We start from the raw sequence: 17,333 nt of genomic DNA on the forward strand, positions 1-17,333 counted from the left end.
CGGCACGATACGTGGGGTACTCCGACCAACAAAACACAAATTGTAGTATTTAAATCCCTGTCACAAATACAGTTCGTACTAGGATGGATTCACGGATCTGAATCTATCACGGAGCTTGCCATCGTCATGACGTTACCCAGCAACGACCTGCCAGACATGCAAATCGATACCACCCTGACCTCGCCAAAAGGCAGTGCTGCCGCGCAACGAGCATTGGATTACTACTTGAAACCAACTGTGTCCGAAGCCGCGACGGTCGAGCGTTTCTTTGATGTGAACCCGGGTATCAGTGCTGAAGAAGCACTGGTTCATGCCTCGGATTTGTTGCGATGCGCTGCGGCGACTGCACACGAGTCCGCCAGTAACCTGCACGGTGCAAGCCGCGACCTGGCGTTTTCGACGGTGCACATGATCGACATGGCCAAGGCGATGATCGATCGGTCATTGCAAGCGCATCAGAACGTGTGAAGCGAAGGTACTTCTGGGGAAGACGGGAAAGAATTTTCCCATCGTGCAGATAAATTCATTTGACTTGCAAACGAGAATGATTATTATTGCATGCAGCTGGTCGCGAGATCAGTCGATTGTCCAAATGACCTTAGGTCGGTCTTCTGGACTATCTCCTCATCAGGCTAATCACGGTTTTTGACCCGGCTTTTTGCCGGGTCTTTTTTTTGCCAGTTATTCTGGCTTTTACCTTCAGGCTAATGAAGTCTTTGGGTGCTGCAAATTCGATGGCGCGGATAATATCAAAAGAATATCGGTTGGCAAGAGAAGCCCGGCATCATTGGGCCAAACCAATGTAAAAATAGCACTTGAGAATCAATCGCACAATCTCTAAGCTGCGTCGGCGTCAAGGAGGACGCCCCCCTCTGCACCCCGCAATTTCCCTCGGTTTCCCCCCTGTCTTGCGTGTAAAGTAGCCGCCATAAAATCATATTCTGGATATCGATTATGACCGTGGCTAAATCTTCCTTCGACATCAGTGCAAACTTCGACAGTGGCAACATTGAAGTGCTGGATATCAGCAATCCGCTTCAAGCATTGCTGGCCATCAAACCCGACACCCGCAGCCAACACTTTCAATGGTTCCACTTCAAGGCCAGCGGTCTTCACGTCGGTCAGGAGCACTGGTTTCGCCTGAACAACGCCAGCAAGTCCTCCTATAACAAGGCTTGGCACGGCTATCAGGCCGTTGCGTCCTACGACCACGTCAACTGGTTCCGCGTACCCACCATCTTCGAAGGCGACTGCCTGCGCTTCAGCCTCGAAGCCACCGCGACCCACGCCTGGTTCGCCTACTTCGAACCCTATAGCCGTGGCCGTCACGACTGGTTGATCGAACAGGCATTGACCAAAGCTGGCACCGAACTGTTGGCCACCGGCAAGAGCGTCGAAGGGCGTGACATTCAATTGCTGCGTAAAGGCACGGGTGCCGAAGGCCGGCGCAAAGTCTGGATGATCGCTCAGCAACACCCCGGCGAACACATGGCCGAATGGTTCATGGAGGGCGTCATCGAACGCCTGGAAAAACACGATGACCCGGTATTGAACAAACTGCTGGCCAGCGCCGACCTGTACCTGGTGCCGAACATGAACCCGGACGGCGCCTTCCATGGTCATCTGCGCACCAACGCCATGGGGCAGGACCTGAACCGTGCCTGGCAGAGCGCCAGTCAGGAAACCAGCCCGGAAGTGCTGTTCGTTCAGCAGCAGATGGAAAAGTATGGCGTCGACCTGTTCCTCGACATTCACGGCGATGAAGAAATCCCCTACGTGTTCACCGCTGCCTGTGAAGGCAACCCTGGATACACGCCGCGAATCGAAAAACTCGAAGAGCATTTCCGCAGCCATCTGAAACACCTGACCAAGGACTTCCAGACCAAGCATGGCTACACCCGTGATGAGCCGGGTAAAGCCAACATGACCTTGGCCTGCAACAGCGTCGGTCAGAAATTCGATTGCCTGTCCTTGACCCTGGAAATGCCGTTCAAGGACAACAACGATTCGCCGAATGCGCTCACTGGCTGGTCCGGAAAACGCTCGAAGCAATTGGGTAAAGACGTGTTGACCACCGTCGCCGACATGATCGACACCCTGCGCTGATTACCCGGCTCATGTAGCAGCTGGCGTAGCCTGCGTTCGGCTGCGAAGCAGTCGTAAAAACCAACACCGCGGTGTTTCAGATCAACCGCGGTGTTTTTGATGACGACTGCTTCGCAGCCGAACGCAGCCTTCGGCAGCTGCTACATAAGCCGAACGCAGGCTACGCCAGCTGCTACAGGGATTACCCGCGATCCTTACCCCGCAACATGCTGTCCAGCACGTCATCACGCCGCACCCAACCGTGAAACAACGCCGCCGCCAAGTGCAGCAACACGGTCAAAAACAGCAGGTACGCCAAGTACCCATGCGCCTTGCGCAGGAACGCGAACACCTGAGCATTGGCCGGCAGGATCGACGGAAGCTGGATTGAATGGCTTAGCATCACCGGGTCGCCCGCTGCCGAAATCATTGCCCAACCGAGCAACGGCAACACAAACATCAATGCGTACAGCAAAAGGTGCGAAGCCTTGGCCGCCAGCACCTGCCACCCCGGCAGGTCTTCTGGCAAGGGTGGCTGTTGCGTGGAAAAGCGCACGAACACACGCACGATCACCAGCAGCAATATCGCAATGCCCAACGGCTTGTGCAGATGAATCAACCACTCATGGCGCTCGGACACCGAGGCCACCATTCCCGCACCGATAAACAGCATCGCAATAATCATCAGAGCCATCAGCCAATGCAGCAGCCGCGCCAATGGCGCGAAATGGTTCGGTTGAGCGCTCATTGTCGAGCCTCCTGTTTAGCGGCGGGCAACTGACTGACTTCACTGGTGCGACGCAAGTAGGAACTGGCGTAACCGGCTGAACGAGCAGCGAGCAACGGGTCATCGGAACCTTCGATACCGCTGGGCAGCACGAGCGGATCGTAGTTGATGTCGCGGCACTCGCCATTGAGCTGTGGCTGAGTGCGCTCCAGCACCAAGGTACCGGCGTTCAGTACTTTACGACCGTCGGGCCAGGCCTTGCTGGCGTCGTTGACCGGGTCTTCCGGGTTCGCCAGCGTGATCTTCAACTGCCAACGCAACGGCCCGGCCGACAAGCGCTGAACCAGGTCTTTCTCAAGAAAATCACTGCCCTCAGGCGCGGCGGCACCCGCCACATCCTGAGCCACCGGCACCATGTTCCAGCGCACTGCCTGGCGTTGACCGGCAGCATTCACCAGGTAAAACGCGTTGACGCTGTTGTACGACTCTGTCGCATAACTGGCCGACGGCTTGGCGGTTTTGATCCAGGCCAGGAACGGCACCGCTTCCGGGTGGGAGCCGAAAAACGCCGGAACCGCCGCAGGGTTGGGTTTGCCGGTGGCGGGATCCGGCGACTGGGCTTGCTGCAGTTGGTAGAACGCCTCAGGGCTGCCCACCGGGAATACCGGCATGCTGTTCATGCCGGTGCGCCACTGCTGACCGTTGGCCTGAGTGAAACGCAACGCCAGGCTACGAATCGGCACGGCGCTGTCCGGTGCGTAAGGATTGCCGGCAGGCAACGCGAACCGCCCGACCACCGGGGTCTGAGCCTCGCTGAACACTTGGGCGCTGGAAAAGGGGCGCGCCTCGGCGGTGCTTTCAAAATGACCGATCACGCACACACCTTTGGCATGGTTACGACGGAATCCAGGGTGCACACCGTTGTTGGTTTCCAGCACATTGATCAGTTTTTTGGGTGTCAGACGCTGTGGGTCAAAGGTGCCGTTGACGTAGGCAAAGGCCCCGGCCAACGCGGCGACCACCACGGCGATGCCGGTCAAACGCAGTGTCAGGCTTGCGCCACTCAGCGGTGGCCGTGTGGGCGGTGTTGAGCGATCAACCATGAAAGACTCCAGGGCCATCGGCCATAGGGGGAAGGACCTATGAGACGAACGTCACGTAGGATTATTCCCCCTGAACTGTAGTTTCTTTCAAATCACCGCGAGCGACGAATACCAGAGGCCCGTTACACGGGGTTAAAACGCGCCTCACGTTTATCGAGAAAAGCCTGCATGCCTTCTTGTTGCCCAGGGGTGGAAAACAACCCATGGAACGCCCTTCGCTCGTACAGCAGACCTTCGCGCAATCCAGACTCCAGCGCACGATCAACCGCTTCGCGCGCCGCCATGGTAGCGGTCTTGGCAAAACCGGCGATGGTCTGCGCCGCTGCCAGGGACTCCTCCAGCAGATCGGCGGCGGCAATCACTCTCGACACCAACCCCGCCCGTTCGGCTTCCTGGGCAGACATCGAACGTCCGGTCAGAATCATGTCCATGGCTTTGGATTTGCCGATCAGATGCGTGAGACGCTGGGTGCCCCCGATGCCTGGCATCACGCCCAGTTTGATCTCCGGTTGAGCAAATTGCGCGTTGTCGGCAGCAAAGATCAGGTCGCACATCATGGCTAACTCACAACCGCCGCCAAAGGCATATCCGGCGACGGCTGCCAGTTTGGGGGTACGTAACGCGGCAAAGGCTTCCCACCCGGCAAAGTAATCCTCGTGAACCATGTCCAGATATGACTTTTGCTGCATTTCCTTGATATCGGCGCCAGCGGCGAAAAAATCCTCCGTACCCGTCAGGACGAAACACCCCACCTGCGGGTCCCGATCCAGTCGTTGCAGGATGTCCAGCAATTCGCGCATGAGTTCATCATTCAGGGCGTTCCGGGCTTGCGGGCGGTTGAGACGAATCAATACGACTCGATCATGACGTTCGATCAATGTGTACATGGTGACCTCGTTGAATAATGGTTGAATGGCGAGCACTTGCTCACACCTCAGGAATCCCAGATCGCGCCATAGGCCGGAATACCCCGACCTTCCATTTCCTCGACCACACGTTGAGTCAGTGCCTGGTTGGAAATGCAGATCACGGCCTCTGCACCGGTCGCTTGAACTGCGTCATAGGCCAGTTGCACCAGATCGGGTTTGCCGAGCACATCGGTGTCCCAGATCAAGGCGTCGGGCTCGGCCCGGAGAATCTCCTCCACCAGTTCGTCACCGTAGGTTTTGCGTGGGTTGCGGGTCGACCAGATCAGATGTATCGGTACCTGCCTGGCAAGAAGATGAGGCAGCACCGGGCCAATACCACTACCGGTCGCGATATACACCACCGACTTGAACAGGGTTTCTATGTGCGCCACACCGGCGGTGGTAATGCCTTTGACCCAGACGTGAGTCGGCATTTGCTCGATGAATTCGCCGGTCCAGTCCCCGGCACGGGAAATGATCAGGCGGAAACCGGCCTGCCCCGGCGCGGGAATGTTGGCAAACGAATGCCATTCCAGCAGCGGATTGAGACTGATGGCGTTTGACGAACCTGCAAACGGCGTGACATGCCCGAACCGGGCAATCACAGCGTGGGATGAAGTCCTGAGTAACTGCACCGGCACTTTGCGTAAACGCAGCCATGGCAGCGCAATACTGAACGTCAGGACCACCAGCATCCAAAAGGGAACAGAAGTGGCCAGTACTTCTTGCAACGGCACTTGCGGGTTCTGATCACGGGCAAACACAAAGGTCGATACCCAAAACAAAGCGAGCGCCGTCCAGCCACCGAAGCGATGTGTTCGTTCGAATCCATTGTGCAAACGTGAGCGAATCCCGGGATGCGCCATGGTCGCTATCAGCAACAACACGCCCAGCAGTGCTGCGTTCACCCACAGAAGCGCTGCCGAAACGCCGCCCTTGTCATCAATCCAATGCCAACCCAATGAGCCTAGCAATGCCACGAACCAGCCAATGGCTGCCAAGGCTGCGCCGCTGTGCAGCCCACCAAAGTGATAGACCTTGGCCAATGAACGACGAATCGGCAGCGGCCAACGGGTGGGAGCCCGGGTGGCTAGCCAGAACAGCAGGTTGATGACGTATTGCTGACGAATCAAAATCGCCAACGACAGATTCGCCAACACCAACCCCGCCAGCATTTCCAGTGCAACACCGGAGGGGGTCCACCATTGCCCCGCGTTCAACCCATGCGCCAGCGCGGCACCATTAAGTACCAGTACCAATGCCACAAGGCGGTTGTAATGAGAGAACACCGACAGCGTTCCGAGCCGTCGCCAAATCGCACGCTTGGCGGGTAGACCGCCGGCGGTGCTCATGCGCTCACCGTTGGTACAACATTGACATCAAGCCTGGCCTGTTGCGCTTGTTCCAGCAGCAGCCGCTTGTCGACTTTACCCCGTGACGTCAGGGGAATGTGGTCCACAGCGATGATCAACAAAGGTACGCAATAGTAGGCGAGGCGCTCCTCGCAGAGACGTCTCGCCTCTTCGACATCGGTGGACGCGGGGCTGACGAAGGCAACCAGATGACGACTGTCGAGTTTCAGCGTGACCGCCCTCTCGCAGGAGGCGCACGACTCCAGCACCGCGGACACGCTATCGAGTTCAACCCGAAAACCCCGCACCTTGACTTGATCATCGACGCGCCCCAAGTGTTCGAGCTCGCCATCTTCTGTCCAGCGTCCCAGGTCGCGAGTGCGAAACATCATCCGGTTCTCACCGAGAAAGGGATCGGGGCGATAACGTTCGGCAGTGAGAGCGGTATTCCCCAGGTATCCGGCCGTCACGCAATCCCCGCCAGCCCACATCTCCCCTTGCACCCCTGTGGCACAAGGTCGACCGTTTTCATCGAGTACGTACACCGTGTTATTGGGCGTGGGTTTGCCGATGGTCAGGGCCTTACCGGTCTGGTAGCGCTGCATGGTGTTGACGATGGTGGTTTCGGTCGGTCCGCAGGCATTGAAAAAAATGCAGAACGAAGACCAGCGATCGGCCAGGGGCTGTGGACACGGCTCACCGGCAACGGCAACGACCTTGACCTGCTGGCAACGTGCCGGATCGAGTGTGCCGAGAATCGACGGCGTGGCGATCAGTACATCGCATTGTTCGGCAGTCTGAGCAATGTCTTTGCCACGGATCATTAACGTCGCGCCATGGGCCAGGCAACCCAAAATCTCCCAGGCGGCCATATCGAAGGCGATGTTTAGAATCTGCCCGACCTTGAGCCCAGGCTTCATGCCGAGGTTGCCAGGTTCCGTCAGCAGAATATTGCAGACATTACGCTGGGTAACCCGAACCCCGTTGGGCTGTCCGGTGGTACCGGAGGTGAACAAAAGGAAGCACAGGTGATCCGGGGTCATTAACGGCGTACAGGCCACGTTCAATTCGTCCGATTGCATTGACGCCTCGGACATGAACGTATCAAGGCAAATGCAGTGCTGCGCCGCAGTCAGGGGAATCTGCGACTGCAGGTTCGACAGCGTCAGCACCAAACGTGTGTCGGCAACCTCCATGATGTGGCGCAATTGCGTCGCAGGGGTGATCCCCACGTGCTGGGGAATGTAGGCCGCACCTGCTTTCAACGCAGCCAACATGCCTACCAGCATGGGGATCGACCGTTCCACGAACAAGGCAACGTGATCACCTGGATTGACGCCTTCCTTTATCAACAAGGCAGCCAGTCGATTGGCCTGTCTGTTCAATTCTCGGTAGGTGATGGATTCACCCAGGCAATGGGCCGCAACACCTTGTGGGTTGGTCACGGCTTGCGCTTCGATTGCATGATGAATCAAGGAGAACGCTGGCTTGACCGTCGGCCCACAAGCAAAAGGCTGCCAAAGCTCCTGATCGACTGCGGACACAGGCATCGCACAATAGGCTAATGCTGGTTTGAGGGTGATTGCGTGCTCTTGCATGAAAAAAGTCTCAACGGGCTCAATGTGTAAGCTCAAGGCCGGCTGAACTGAGTGCCGGTTGCGCTTGTTATGAGGGTTGAGCCACGACGCTTGATGCCGTTACATGGATTACAACCAGACAGGAACAGTCCTACAGAAAGTGGACCGTGGGATTTTCTTTTCCAGTAGAGGGAATAACCTGCAGTAGCCGGCGTCTTCCTTGTCAATGCCGCCCTTCACTGACTCAAGACACACCCTTCCCCATGAACGATATCGACGAACAACTCAGAGAAATCATTCCCAGGCTGCGGCGTTTCGCGGTGTCGCTGACGCGCAATCCCAGCGCTGCCGACGATCTGGTGCAGTCGAGCCTGGAGCGCGCCCTGTCGAGTTGGGGCGACAAACGCCCCGAGGGCGACTTGCGCGCCTGGCTGTTTTCAATCCTTTATCGCCAGTTTCTGGATGCCCACCGCCGTTCCCGGCGCTATGCGCGGATGCTCGAATTCTTTACCGGGCGTGACGACGCACAACCATCGGTCGAGCGCACGGTGATTGCCCAATCGACACTGCAAGCCTTCGATCAGCTCACCACCGAACAGCGCGCGCTGCTGCTCTGGGTGTCGGTGGAAGGTTTGAGTTATAAAGAGGTCGCCGCGATTCTCAACGTCCCTACCGGCACCGTGATGTCCCGCCTGTCCCGCGCACGCCAGGCCTTGCGCCAGCTCAGCGACGGCGAAATCACCAGCCCTTCTCTGCGGATACTCAAATGATCAGCATGCCCCCGAGCGAGCGTGACCTGCACGCCTACGTCGATCACCAGCTCAACGACGCCGACCGACACCTGATGGAAACCTATCTGGCCAGTCACCCTGAAGTGGCCGTGCAAGTGCGCGCCTGGCAGCAGGATGCTCAACAATTGCGCGCCGCCCTGAGCGGCACGCTGCAACTCCCCGTCAATCAGGACCTCGACCCGGCGCTGATTCGCCAGCGCCTAAAACACCAGTCCCGTCGTCATCTGGCCAGCGCGGCGGTGCTGTTGATCGCTGTTGCCGTGGGTGGATTGAGCGGCTGGCAAGCGCGCGAGATGACCCTGGCCAGCGCCCAGACGCCGATGGCCGATGCCATGCAGGCTTATCGCCTGATCGCCCAGCAAGGCATCCTGCCGGCGGACTACAAAGCCGTCGCCGACGGCGACATGCAAGGTTGGCTCGACCGTTATTTCACCCAGGCCCATCGCCTGCCTGACTTGTCGAGTTCAGGCTTCAAACCGGTCAGCGGCCGTTTGCTCAGTACCGAACAAGGGCCGGCGGCCATGGTGGTTTACGAGGATCAGGGCGGGCACAAGATCAGCTTCTACGTGCGCCCACCAGGCCCGAAAAACAATTTGCTGCCACGAGGCAGTCGCAGCGACGGCGAGTTGCAGGCCGAGTACTGGTCCGGCGGCGGCTACAACTATGCGATGGTCAGCCCGAGCGACACGCCAGCAGCGCAGATGCTCAAGAAAACGGTGCAGTTCTGATTCGTTTCAGGTGGGTGTAAAACGCGGCGTCCGTCGACATGACTGGAAGGGAAATTCCCCAACTGGTTACACTACGCCGCCGCTGCTCGGGGAGCCGGCCTGACGATTTCGGGGTGACATGACCATGGCCGCTCGACCGCCTGACCGTTCGCGACTCACACCGCGCTTGCCTTCCTTGCGCGGCCTGTTCGGCAAGACGCTCGCGGCCCCTGCCTGCGGGATGGCGGCAGGTAAAGCCGTCCACGACTACTTTCGGCAAAAGGCCCATGCCCAGGGTTATACCCTCAGCCATAGCCAGCAGCGCGTGATCGACTGCATGGCACAGCACGCCACGGCGCTGCTGGGTGCGTCGGCGAAAACGCCGCCCGGTCTTTACTTGCATGGTGCGGTCGGGCGCGGCAAGAGCTGGTTGCTCGACGGTTTCTTCCAGGCGATCCCTATCGAGGCAAAACAGCGCCTGCACTTCCATGAGTTTTTTGCGCAATTGCACCAGGGCATGTTCATCCATCGCGATCAGCCCGATGCGCTGGCATCCACCCTCGATGAGCTGCTGAACGATTGCCGGGTGTTGTGTTTCGACGAGTTTCACGTCCATGACATCGGCGATGCGATGCTCATCACGCGACTGTTCAAGGCACTGTTTCGTCGCGGCATCCTGTTGCTGGTGACGTCCAACTACCCGCCGGAAGGCTTGCTGCCCAACCCGCTCTACCATGCGCGTTTCAAACCGGTCATCGACCTGATCCACGCCCGCATGCACGTGATGGAAGTCGGCGGCCCGCATGACTACCGCAGTCAGGTGCGAACGCACGTGCAACAGGTGTTCACCCAGGGCCGGTATGTCTGGCCGGGCAGCGTCGCACAACGTCAGGCGTTGAACCTGCCCGAACGCAACCCCACGCCATTGCAACTAGCGGTCGGCACCCGCCACCTGCAAGCGCAGCACTGCGCAGAACGGACCATCGCGTTCACCTTTGGCGACCTGTGCGAACACCCTACCGCCGTCATGGATTATCTGGAGCTGTGCCGGCGCTTCGATCACTGGATCATCGACGAACTGCCCAACCTGGCCGACTGTTCAATCGCCGCGCAGCAGCGTTTCATCAATTTGATCGACGTTTTATACGATCAGGACAAGCACCTGACATTGCTCGGCCTGCAATCACTGCGCGAAAACCTGGGCGGCGATGCCATCGATCTGGCCCGCACGCGTAGCCGTCTGGGGCAGTTGCTGGAAGTGCGCGCAACGGCCTGACAAGCGCGCCCCCTTTACCGTTATCATGTCGCCCATTTCCGGGGCCCTGCGCCTTCACTTGATCAAAAGCGAACCCGCTCATGGATACCCTCGCCCAACTGCGCGCCGGCCAACTGACTGGCATCACCCGCCTGGACCTGGCCTGCGGCCTGACAGAGTTCCCCCGGGAAATCTTCGACCTGGCGGACTCGCTGGAAGTGCTCAACCTCAGCGGCAATGCCCTGAGCAGCCTGCCCGATGACCTCCATCGCCTGACCCGTTTACGCGTGCTGTTCTGCTCGGACAACTTGTTCACCGAGCTGCCTGCGTGCCTGGGCCAATGCGCCGCGCTGACGATGATCGGCTTCAAGGCCAATGCCATCGAAACGGTCCCGGCCGCCGCGCTGCCACCGTTGCTGCGCTGGTTGATCCTGACCGACAACCGCATCACCGAACTGCCAATGGAACTGGGCGAGCGGCCCTACCTGCAAAAACTCATGCTCGCCGGTAACCGCTTGCAGCGCCTGCCGCGAAGCTTGAGCCAGTGCCATCGGCTCGAACTGATCCGCATCGCCGCCAATCAGCTCAGCGAACTTCCCGAATGGCTGCTGACCTTGCCCAGCCTGACCTGGCTGGCGTACGCCGGTAACCCCCTGGAAACCGAAGCCGATGCGGCTGCGCTGCAAGCCACGCCGCTTATCCAGTGGGACCAATTGCGTCTGGAACAGTTGCTGGGCGAAGGCGCTTCGGGGGTGATTCATCGGGCGACCTGGAGCCCGGAGGGGCATCCGCAGACATCGGTCGCGGTGAAGCTCTACAAGGGCGAAATGACCAGCGATGGTTCACCGCTGCACGAAATGAACGCCTGCATCACCGCAGGCCTTCACCCCAACCTGATCCAGGTCAAAGGCCGAATCGTCGGTCATCCCGAGCAGCAGGCCGGGCTGGTGATGCAACTGATCGACCCGAGTTATCGCAACCTGGCCGCGCTGCCAAGCCTGGCGTCCTGCACCCGCGACATCTACACCGAAAACACCCGTTTCAGTGCGGGCGTGGCCTTACGCATTGCCCATGGCATTGCTTCGGCGGCCAGGCATTTGCACCGCCAAGGCATCACCCACGGCGACCTCTATGGCCACAACATCCTGTGGAACGAGCACGGCGATTGCCTGCTGGGCGATTTTGGCGCCGCGTCTTTCCACGCGACGGTGGACAGCCATGAAAGCCGGGCGCTGCAGCGCATCGAGGTGCGGGCATTTGGTGTGTTGCTGGGGGAACTGCTGGAACGCATCGACTCGGGGTTGAGCAATATCGCGCGCGAGGAGCTGCAAGTGTTGCAGGAGCGCTGCTGTCAGCCAGATGTGCTGAAACGACCGGGGTTCAGCGAGATTGTGCGGGAGCTGCAGGATCGGTGACCGCTTCGCGGTCATTCGTCGCAACGCCGCCCGGAGCAGGCTCGCTCCTACATTGGATCTGTGTATGACGGAGATCCAATGTAGGAGTGAGCCTGCTCGCGATAGCGGTATTACTGAAGAGTCAAATTACCCAGCCAGACCCACAAACATATCCTGCACATCATCATGGTTGTCGAGGCCTTCCAGGAACGCTTCGACTTCAGCCATTTGTTCATCGCTCAATCCGCTGACCGGGTTCTTCGGCTGATAGCCCAGTTTCGCCGACAACACCGTGAAACCTTGCTCCGGCAGGGCTTTTTGCACCGCGTCGAGGTCCGCAGGTTCAGTCAGGAACAGGGTCGTGCCCTCTTCTTCACCTGGCTCAAAGTCCTGGGCACCGGCTTCAATCGCCGCCATTTCAGGGTCGGCGTCCGGGCTGTCCGGGGACGCCTCGATCATGCCGACATGGTTGAAGTCCCACGCCACGGAGCCGGAAGCACCCAGTTGGCCCTTACGGAACGCCACGCGGATTTCCGCCACGGTGCGGTTGATGTTGTCGGTCACGCATTCAACGATCAGCGGCACCTGGTGCGGGGCGAAGCCTTCGTAAGTCACGCGATGGTATTGCACGGTTTCGCCCAACAGGCCCGCGCCTTTCTTGATCGCGCGATCGAGGGTTTCCTTGGGCATCGAGGCTTTCTTGGCCTGTTCAACCACAAGTCGCAGATGTGCGTTGGTGGCGGTATCGGCACCGTTGCGCGCAGCAATGGTGATTTCTTTCACCAGTTTGCCGAAAATCTTGCCTTTGGCGTTGGATGCCGCTTCTTTGTGTTTAACCTTCCACTGTGCGCCCATTACTCACTCTCTTGATCTGTGGCGCCGAGACATCTATTGGCCGACGCGTTGTGCAAGTTTATACGGCCTAAAGTTGGCAATCGACCAAAAAATGCGGACTGATTTAGCGCCCTCGCCGATCGACATATTCACCAGCACTCGTAGGACGATTCTGAAATGCCGATTTGCGGTGACCATTGTGGGGCTTGGTTTCGTACCCTTCGCGTCCCATTCCATGGCAGAAGCGTGTTCAATGCACAACGACAAGGAAAGTCTCTACACCCTGACCCTCCTCAAAAGCGGATTGCGCCTGCAGGTGTTGCAGTTCAGTGGCGCTGAAGGCCTGAACCAGCCCTATCGGTTCAGCATTGAAATGATCAGCCTGGCACCGGCGATCAACCTCGACCGGCTGCTGCAACAACCGGCTTATCTGAACTTGGGCGATCACAGCGGCATTCACGGTATTGTTCACAGCGCCAGCCTTGAACATCGCGGCCCGCATCGCATTGGCTATCACCTTGTCCTGGTGCCCTACCTGCAAAACCTCGACCGTCACTGCTCACGTCGGGTGTTCGATCGCCTCAGTGTGCCGGCGATCCTGCATCGGTTGTTCCAGGAACATGCACTGCCCGAGACCAGCTATCGCCTGGATCTGGCAACCGGGCACTACCCACCCCGACCTTTTTGCATTCAGTACGAAGAGACCGACCTGGAACTGCTGCAGCGACTTTGCGAAGAAGAAGGCATCCACTATCACTTCGAACATCGGCACGACGGGCATGTGTTGGTGCTGGCCGATGACACTCAGAAATTTCCGCAGGAACCGCTGCGGCTGCCCTTCCAGGACACTTCGATTGAGCAGATTTCTGCGCCGGTAATCCATGAGCTGTTCCAGCGTCATGGCGCGCGCGCCCAACCTGAACGCCGCATTGTCCACAACCTCGGCACTCAGGCAATCGATGACGGCGCGGCCAACCACGCCATTGCAGCCACATCTCCTTCAACCGCTCGTCCGTCCCCCGAGCAGGCGCACAGTGAGCAGCTCAGTCGGCGGTTGCTGGAGCGAATGCGCTGCCACCATCAGCAGATTGAAGGCCGATGCAATGAATCCGACTTGCGCAGTGGAAGCATCGTACAAGTGACGGGGCATCCACTGGCGGGCTTCAACGATCAGTGGCTGATCACAGAAGTCCGGCACCAGGGACAGCAGCCTTCAATCCTTGCCGATCAACGTCCCCGGCGCTACAGCAATCAATTCACCGCGATTCCCTGGTCAACGGAATTCAGGCCCCCGCGCACACAGCCCCGGCCGAGCATTCCGGGGTATCAGACGGCGCGCGTGCTAGGGCCGATCGGGCAGCCGGCGCAGTTGGATGACCAAGGCCGGATACACATCAGGTTATGGCCAACGCTCGAAGACGACGGGGACGAATCAGCCGGCCTGTGGCTGCCTGTAGCCCTCACCCTGCCGGACGGCCGGAGGGATCCGCACTGGCTGCCAATCGCCGGCACCGAGGTGCTCATCAGTTTTCTCGACAGCGACCCGGATCGCCCGGTGTTGTGCGCCACCGCTGGCCGCCCGCCCAAACCGGGTGCCGCTTATCGACCACGCAGCGACGGGCGTTTACTGCTCGATTGGCTGATCCGTCGCTAAAGCCCTCAACCCTTGTCCGCTTTGCCGGCCGCCGCCGCCAATTTGGCCAGGCGCACGTCCAGATGCCGTGGTCGGCGACCGTGATCTTCAGCGCGCTCCTTGCGGCGGATGGCGTTGCGCACCATCAGGGAACCGAGGTAACGGATCGGCTCCGGCGGGAAGAACCCCAGCGGGCCGTTCACCAATGGCGAACGAGTCCAGGCGTTGTCCAGCCCAAGGACCATCGAGGCAAGAATCTGCCCGCCCATGTGACACGGACCAACGCCGCTGCCGGAATACCCGAACCCGTAGAACACATTCCCGCTGGCGCTCATCTGGCCAAAGAACGGCAAACCGGTGACCGAGCGATCCGACGGACCGTTCCAGGTGGCCTCGACCTTGACCCCGGCAAACGCCGGAAAGAACTCACTCAAGCTGTCCTTCAACAACCCGGCGTACGGTGACGGCTGATCGAACACCGGCAGCATTCGCCCGCCGTAGGCAAACGTATTGCCGCCCTTGCCGAGCATGATTCGCCCGTCCGGGGTGTTGTGGTAGTAGTGCACGAAAATCCGCGAATCGAGGACGGTGACACCGCTGGTCAGGCCGATTTCATTGAGCAGATCAGGCCGCGGTTCAGTGATCAACATGTCGCTGGAAACAATCGCCACGCTGCGTTCGAACTGCGGGAACGCCCGGGCCATCCACGCGTTCATCGCCAGCACTACCCGATCCGCGCAGACCGTTCCTTTCGGCGTTTCCACCCCTGCCGGCGTGCCCTCCTCCAGCCCGGTCATCGCGGTGTTTTCGTGAATTCTCACGCCCAATTGCAACGCCACCCGGCGCAAGCCGCGCACCAGTTTGCCCGGCTGCACACTGGCGGCGGCCGGCGAAAACCAGCCCTCCAAGTGCTTTCGGGAACCGGCCATGCGTTGCACGTCGGCGACCGGCCGTTGGGTGAACGAGTTGATGCCGTTGCGCGCCAGCGCGGCAATCACCGCATCGGTCGAGCCGCACTGGGCGTGATTGGTCGCGGTATAGAGCGTGCCATCGAGGCGGAAATCGGCGTCCACGCCGTACTGCTCGCAGAAGGTGCCAATCGCGTAAATGCTGCGCTCGGATTCCTTGACCAGGCGCACCGCCTCTTCGACGCCAAACAACCGCTCCAGCGTGAAGTACTTGGCCGACCACGACAACGCACAACCGCCGTTGCGGCCACTGGCGCCGGCACCGCAAATGTCCGCTTCGATCAGCACCACATCGAGTTCCGGGTTCTGCTCCTTGAGCATGATCGCAGTCCACAACCCGGTGTAGCCGCCACCGACAATGCACACATCCGCGCGGGTGTTGCCCTCCAGCGCCGGGCAGGTGTCGGACGTATCAGCCTTTAAGGCTTGGTCCAGCCAAAAGGGTCTCATGGGAAAATCTCCAGTCAGATACCCACACGCAAGCCTGCCGCCAGCGCAGCAGGCTGCAAGGGACAGGGTTCAGGTACGCAGGGGTTTGATGGCCATCGCCCGATTGGGCACGAACGGGTAATTGGCACGCAGGCCAGCCGGGCGGCTGTTCCAGTGGGGGATCAACACCAGGGCCGAGAACAACGCGCAGCCGGCGAAGACAATGAACACCGTGACCGAGTCGAAGTAACCTGGCAGCAACCCACCGAGAATTGCCCCGACCGAACCGCAACCGTTGACGAAACCTGCCGCCGTCGCGCCTGCCTTGGCGGTGCCGAAATCAATCGCCGCCGCGCCGCTGATCATCGAGTCCGGCCCGTACAGGGTCAGGCCCATGACAAACAGCAAGGCCACCACCAGCAAGACACTGCCGGTATGCAGGGCGCCCATGAACAAGGCGAGAGACACGGTCAGCGCCAACAGACTGATCACGCAGGCCGGCATGCGGCGAGCGCCGAACAGTTTGTCCGAGGCCAGCCCCAGCAGAATCGGCCCGAGCAATCCGGCCAGTTCGAACGCAGTCGGAATTATCGCCGCGCCGACCTTGCCCACCGTCGGCATCTGTTCGAAAACGATCACCGGGCCCCACAACAGAATGGCGTAACGCGCCGGTTTCAGCAGAAAGTACGCCAGACCCAACACCAGCACCGTGCGGTTGCGCAGGATTTCCTTCAGGGGTTGCAGAACGCTGATCCTGCTTTGGGCGTCAGCCTCTTCAGCCGTCAACTCAGGTTCGATGTCCACCGCCGGCAGACCGACGTCTTGCGGTTTGTTGCGTTGAAAAATAAAAAACAGCACGGCGACCAGCCCAACCACCGCCGCACTGGAAATGAACGCCGCATGCCAGGTGCCGATGAGCGTGTAGGCCCACCAACCGGCAAACGGCGAGGCCACCAACCCGCCAAAGGCGTAGCAGGAGCTCCACAACCCAAGCACCCTTCCGCGCTGCTGTGCAGGGAAGAAACTGCCGATGTTCTTGCACAGCCCCGACCAACCGGTGGACTGCGCCAGGCCTTGAATCAACATGCAGGTGGCGAAGATCGGCAGTGTCGCGAAGCTGCCCATCACCAGCGCAGCCGCCGCCGAAATCAGTAACCCGCCAAGCACCACGACCCGGGGACCAAAGCGGTCGGCAAGCAGGCCCCAGGTGAATTGCCCGAGGGCATACGCCGCCAGGTAGATCGCGTCGAGGTTGGCCATGGCCATTTTGTCGAGCATGAAGGTGGGGTCTTCGGCGATCCCCAGTTTTGCCACGGAAAACGCTTTGCGGGTGAAGTAGAAAGCAGCGTAGGCGAGCCAGGTGATCGCGAAGATCTGCACGCGCCAACGCTTGATGGTGCCGATGTGATTATTCATTGTGGTTCTGACCTCAGGGTGTGAGTGTGCCGGCAGAATTTGGAAGAAAACGCCTGTGTTTTTATTGTTGAGCACTGCGGTATCGCGGATTCCCTGTAGCGATACCGGTCAGATGAGTCCTGCTGTTACACGCACAGGCTCATGGCCACCGATG

The 17,333-nt window shown here is 59.5% G+C and carries 15 protein-coding genes; 7 read left to right on the top strand and 8 right to left on the bottom strand.

Features of this window, described 5'->3' with window-relative positions:
* Positions 1 to 126: 126 nt before the first annotated feature.
* Positions 127 to 468, top strand: a complete 342-nt coding sequence (locus LOY55_RS20280) for a DUF6124 family protein (RefSeq protein WP_046032536.1) — start codon at positions 127 to 129, stop codon at positions 466 to 468.
* A gap of 486 nt (positions 469 to 954) precedes the next feature.
* The gene (locus LOY55_RS20285) at positions 955 to 2,106 is read left to right on the top strand and encodes a M14-type cytosolic carboxypeptidase (protein ID WP_258666512.1); all 1,152 of its coding nucleotides are present in this window, start codon (positions 955 to 957) and stop codon (positions 2,104 to 2,106) included.
* A 181-nt stretch (positions 2,107 to 2,287) separates the two neighbouring features.
* On the opposite strand, the gene LOY55_RS20290 is transcribed toward LOY55_RS20285, so the two are convergent.
* From LOY55_RS20290 to LOY55_RS20310, 5 genes are all read right to left on the bottom strand, one after another.
* Positions 2,288 to 2,833: a cytochrome b gene (locus tag LOY55_RS20290; RefSeq protein ID WP_046032538.1), complete on the bottom strand. Its 546-nt coding sequence runs from the start codon at positions 2,831 to 2,833 to the stop codon at positions 2,288 to 2,290.
* Positions 2,830 to 3,915, bottom strand: coding sequence for a catalase family peroxidase (locus LOY55_RS20295; RefSeq protein WP_223522539.1), 1,086 nt, complete (start codon positions 3,913 to 3,915; stop codon positions 2,830 to 2,832). The genes LOY55_RS20290 and LOY55_RS20295 overlap by 4 nt, the downstream gene beginning before the upstream one ends.
* Before the next feature lie 122 nt (positions 3,916 to 4,037).
* The gene (locus LOY55_RS20300; protein WP_046032540.1) at positions 4,038 to 4,802 is read right to left on the bottom strand and encodes an enoyl-CoA hydratase-related protein; all 765 of its coding nucleotides are present in this window, start codon (positions 4,800 to 4,802) and stop codon (positions 4,038 to 4,040) included.
* A 47-nt stretch (positions 4,803 to 4,849) separates the two neighbouring features.
* Positions 4,850 to 6,175 (bottom strand): hypothetical protein, encoded by a 1,326-nt coding sequence (locus LOY55_RS20305; RefSeq protein WP_223522538.1) that lies wholly within the window; start codon positions 6,173 to 6,175, stop codon positions 4,850 to 4,852.
* On the bottom strand, positions 6,172 to 7,725 hold the full coding sequence (locus tag LOY55_RS20310) for an amino acid adenylation domain-containing protein (protein ID WP_223522557.1): 1,554 nt from the start codon (positions 7,723 to 7,725) through the stop codon (positions 6,172 to 6,174). Before LOY55_RS20310 ends, LOY55_RS20305 begins: the two co-directional genes overlap by 4 nt.
* Positions 7,726 to 8,015: 290 nt before the next feature.
* Between LOY55_RS20310 and LOY55_RS20315 the strand changes: the two genes are divergently transcribed.
* From LOY55_RS20315 to LOY55_RS20330, 4 genes are all read left to right on the top strand, one after another.
* Positions 8,016 to 8,522: an RNA polymerase sigma factor gene (locus LOY55_RS20315; protein ID WP_109786628.1), complete on the top strand. Its 507-nt coding sequence runs from the start codon at positions 8,016 to 8,018 to the stop codon at positions 8,520 to 8,522.
* Positions 8,519 to 9,271 (top strand): anti-sigma factor, encoded by a 753-nt coding sequence (locus LOY55_RS20320; protein WP_046032544.1) that lies wholly within the window; start codon positions 8,519 to 8,521, stop codon positions 9,269 to 9,271. Before LOY55_RS20315 ends, LOY55_RS20320 begins: the two co-directional genes overlap by 4 nt.
* Positions 9,272 to 9,395: 124 nt before the next feature.
* Positions 9,396 to 10,526 (top strand): cell division protein ZapE, encoded by a 1,131-nt coding sequence (zapE, locus tag LOY55_RS20325; protein ID WP_223522537.1) that lies wholly within the window; start codon positions 9,396 to 9,398, stop codon positions 10,524 to 10,526.
* Positions 10,527 to 10,606: 80 nt separating this feature from the next.
* Positions 10,607 to 11,920: a protein kinase gene (locus LOY55_RS20330; RefSeq protein ID WP_223522536.1), complete on the top strand. Its 1,314-nt coding sequence runs from the start codon at positions 10,607 to 10,609 to the stop codon at positions 11,918 to 11,920.
* A 126-nt stretch (positions 11,921 to 12,046) separates the two neighbouring features.
* On the opposite strand, the gene LOY55_RS20335 is transcribed toward LOY55_RS20330, so the two are convergent.
* Complete coding sequence (locus LOY55_RS20335; protein WP_046032546.1) at positions 12,047 to 12,754, bottom strand: YebC/PmpR family DNA-binding transcriptional regulator; 708 nt, start codon at positions 12,752 to 12,754, stop codon at positions 12,047 to 12,049.
* A 232-nt stretch (positions 12,755 to 12,986) separates the two neighbouring features.
* Between LOY55_RS20335 and LOY55_RS20340 the strand changes: the two genes are divergently transcribed.
* Complete coding sequence (locus LOY55_RS20340) at positions 12,987 to 14,387, top strand: type VI secretion system Vgr family protein (protein WP_223522535.1); 1,401 nt, start codon at positions 12,987 to 12,989, stop codon at positions 14,385 to 14,387.
* 5 nt (positions 14,388 to 14,392) lie between these two features.
* On the opposite strand, the gene LOY55_RS20345 is transcribed toward LOY55_RS20340, so the two are convergent.
* Positions 14,393 to 15,784 (bottom strand): FAD-dependent oxidoreductase, encoded by a 1,392-nt coding sequence (locus LOY55_RS20345; RefSeq protein ID WP_223522534.1) that lies wholly within the window; start codon positions 15,782 to 15,784, stop codon positions 14,393 to 14,395.
* A gap of 69 nt (positions 15,785 to 15,853) precedes the next feature.
* A complete protein-coding gene (locus LOY55_RS20350) occupies positions 15,854 to 17,179 on the bottom strand; it encodes an MFS transporter (protein WP_109786633.1) in 1,326 nt (441 codons plus the stop codon).
* Positions 17,180 to 17,333 lie beyond the last annotated feature (154 nt).

It is taken from the genome of Pseudomonas sp. B21-040 (genome assembly GCF_024748695.1).
Lineage (GTDB): Bacteria > Pseudomonadota > Gammaproteobacteria > Pseudomonadales > Pseudomonadaceae > Aquipseudomonas.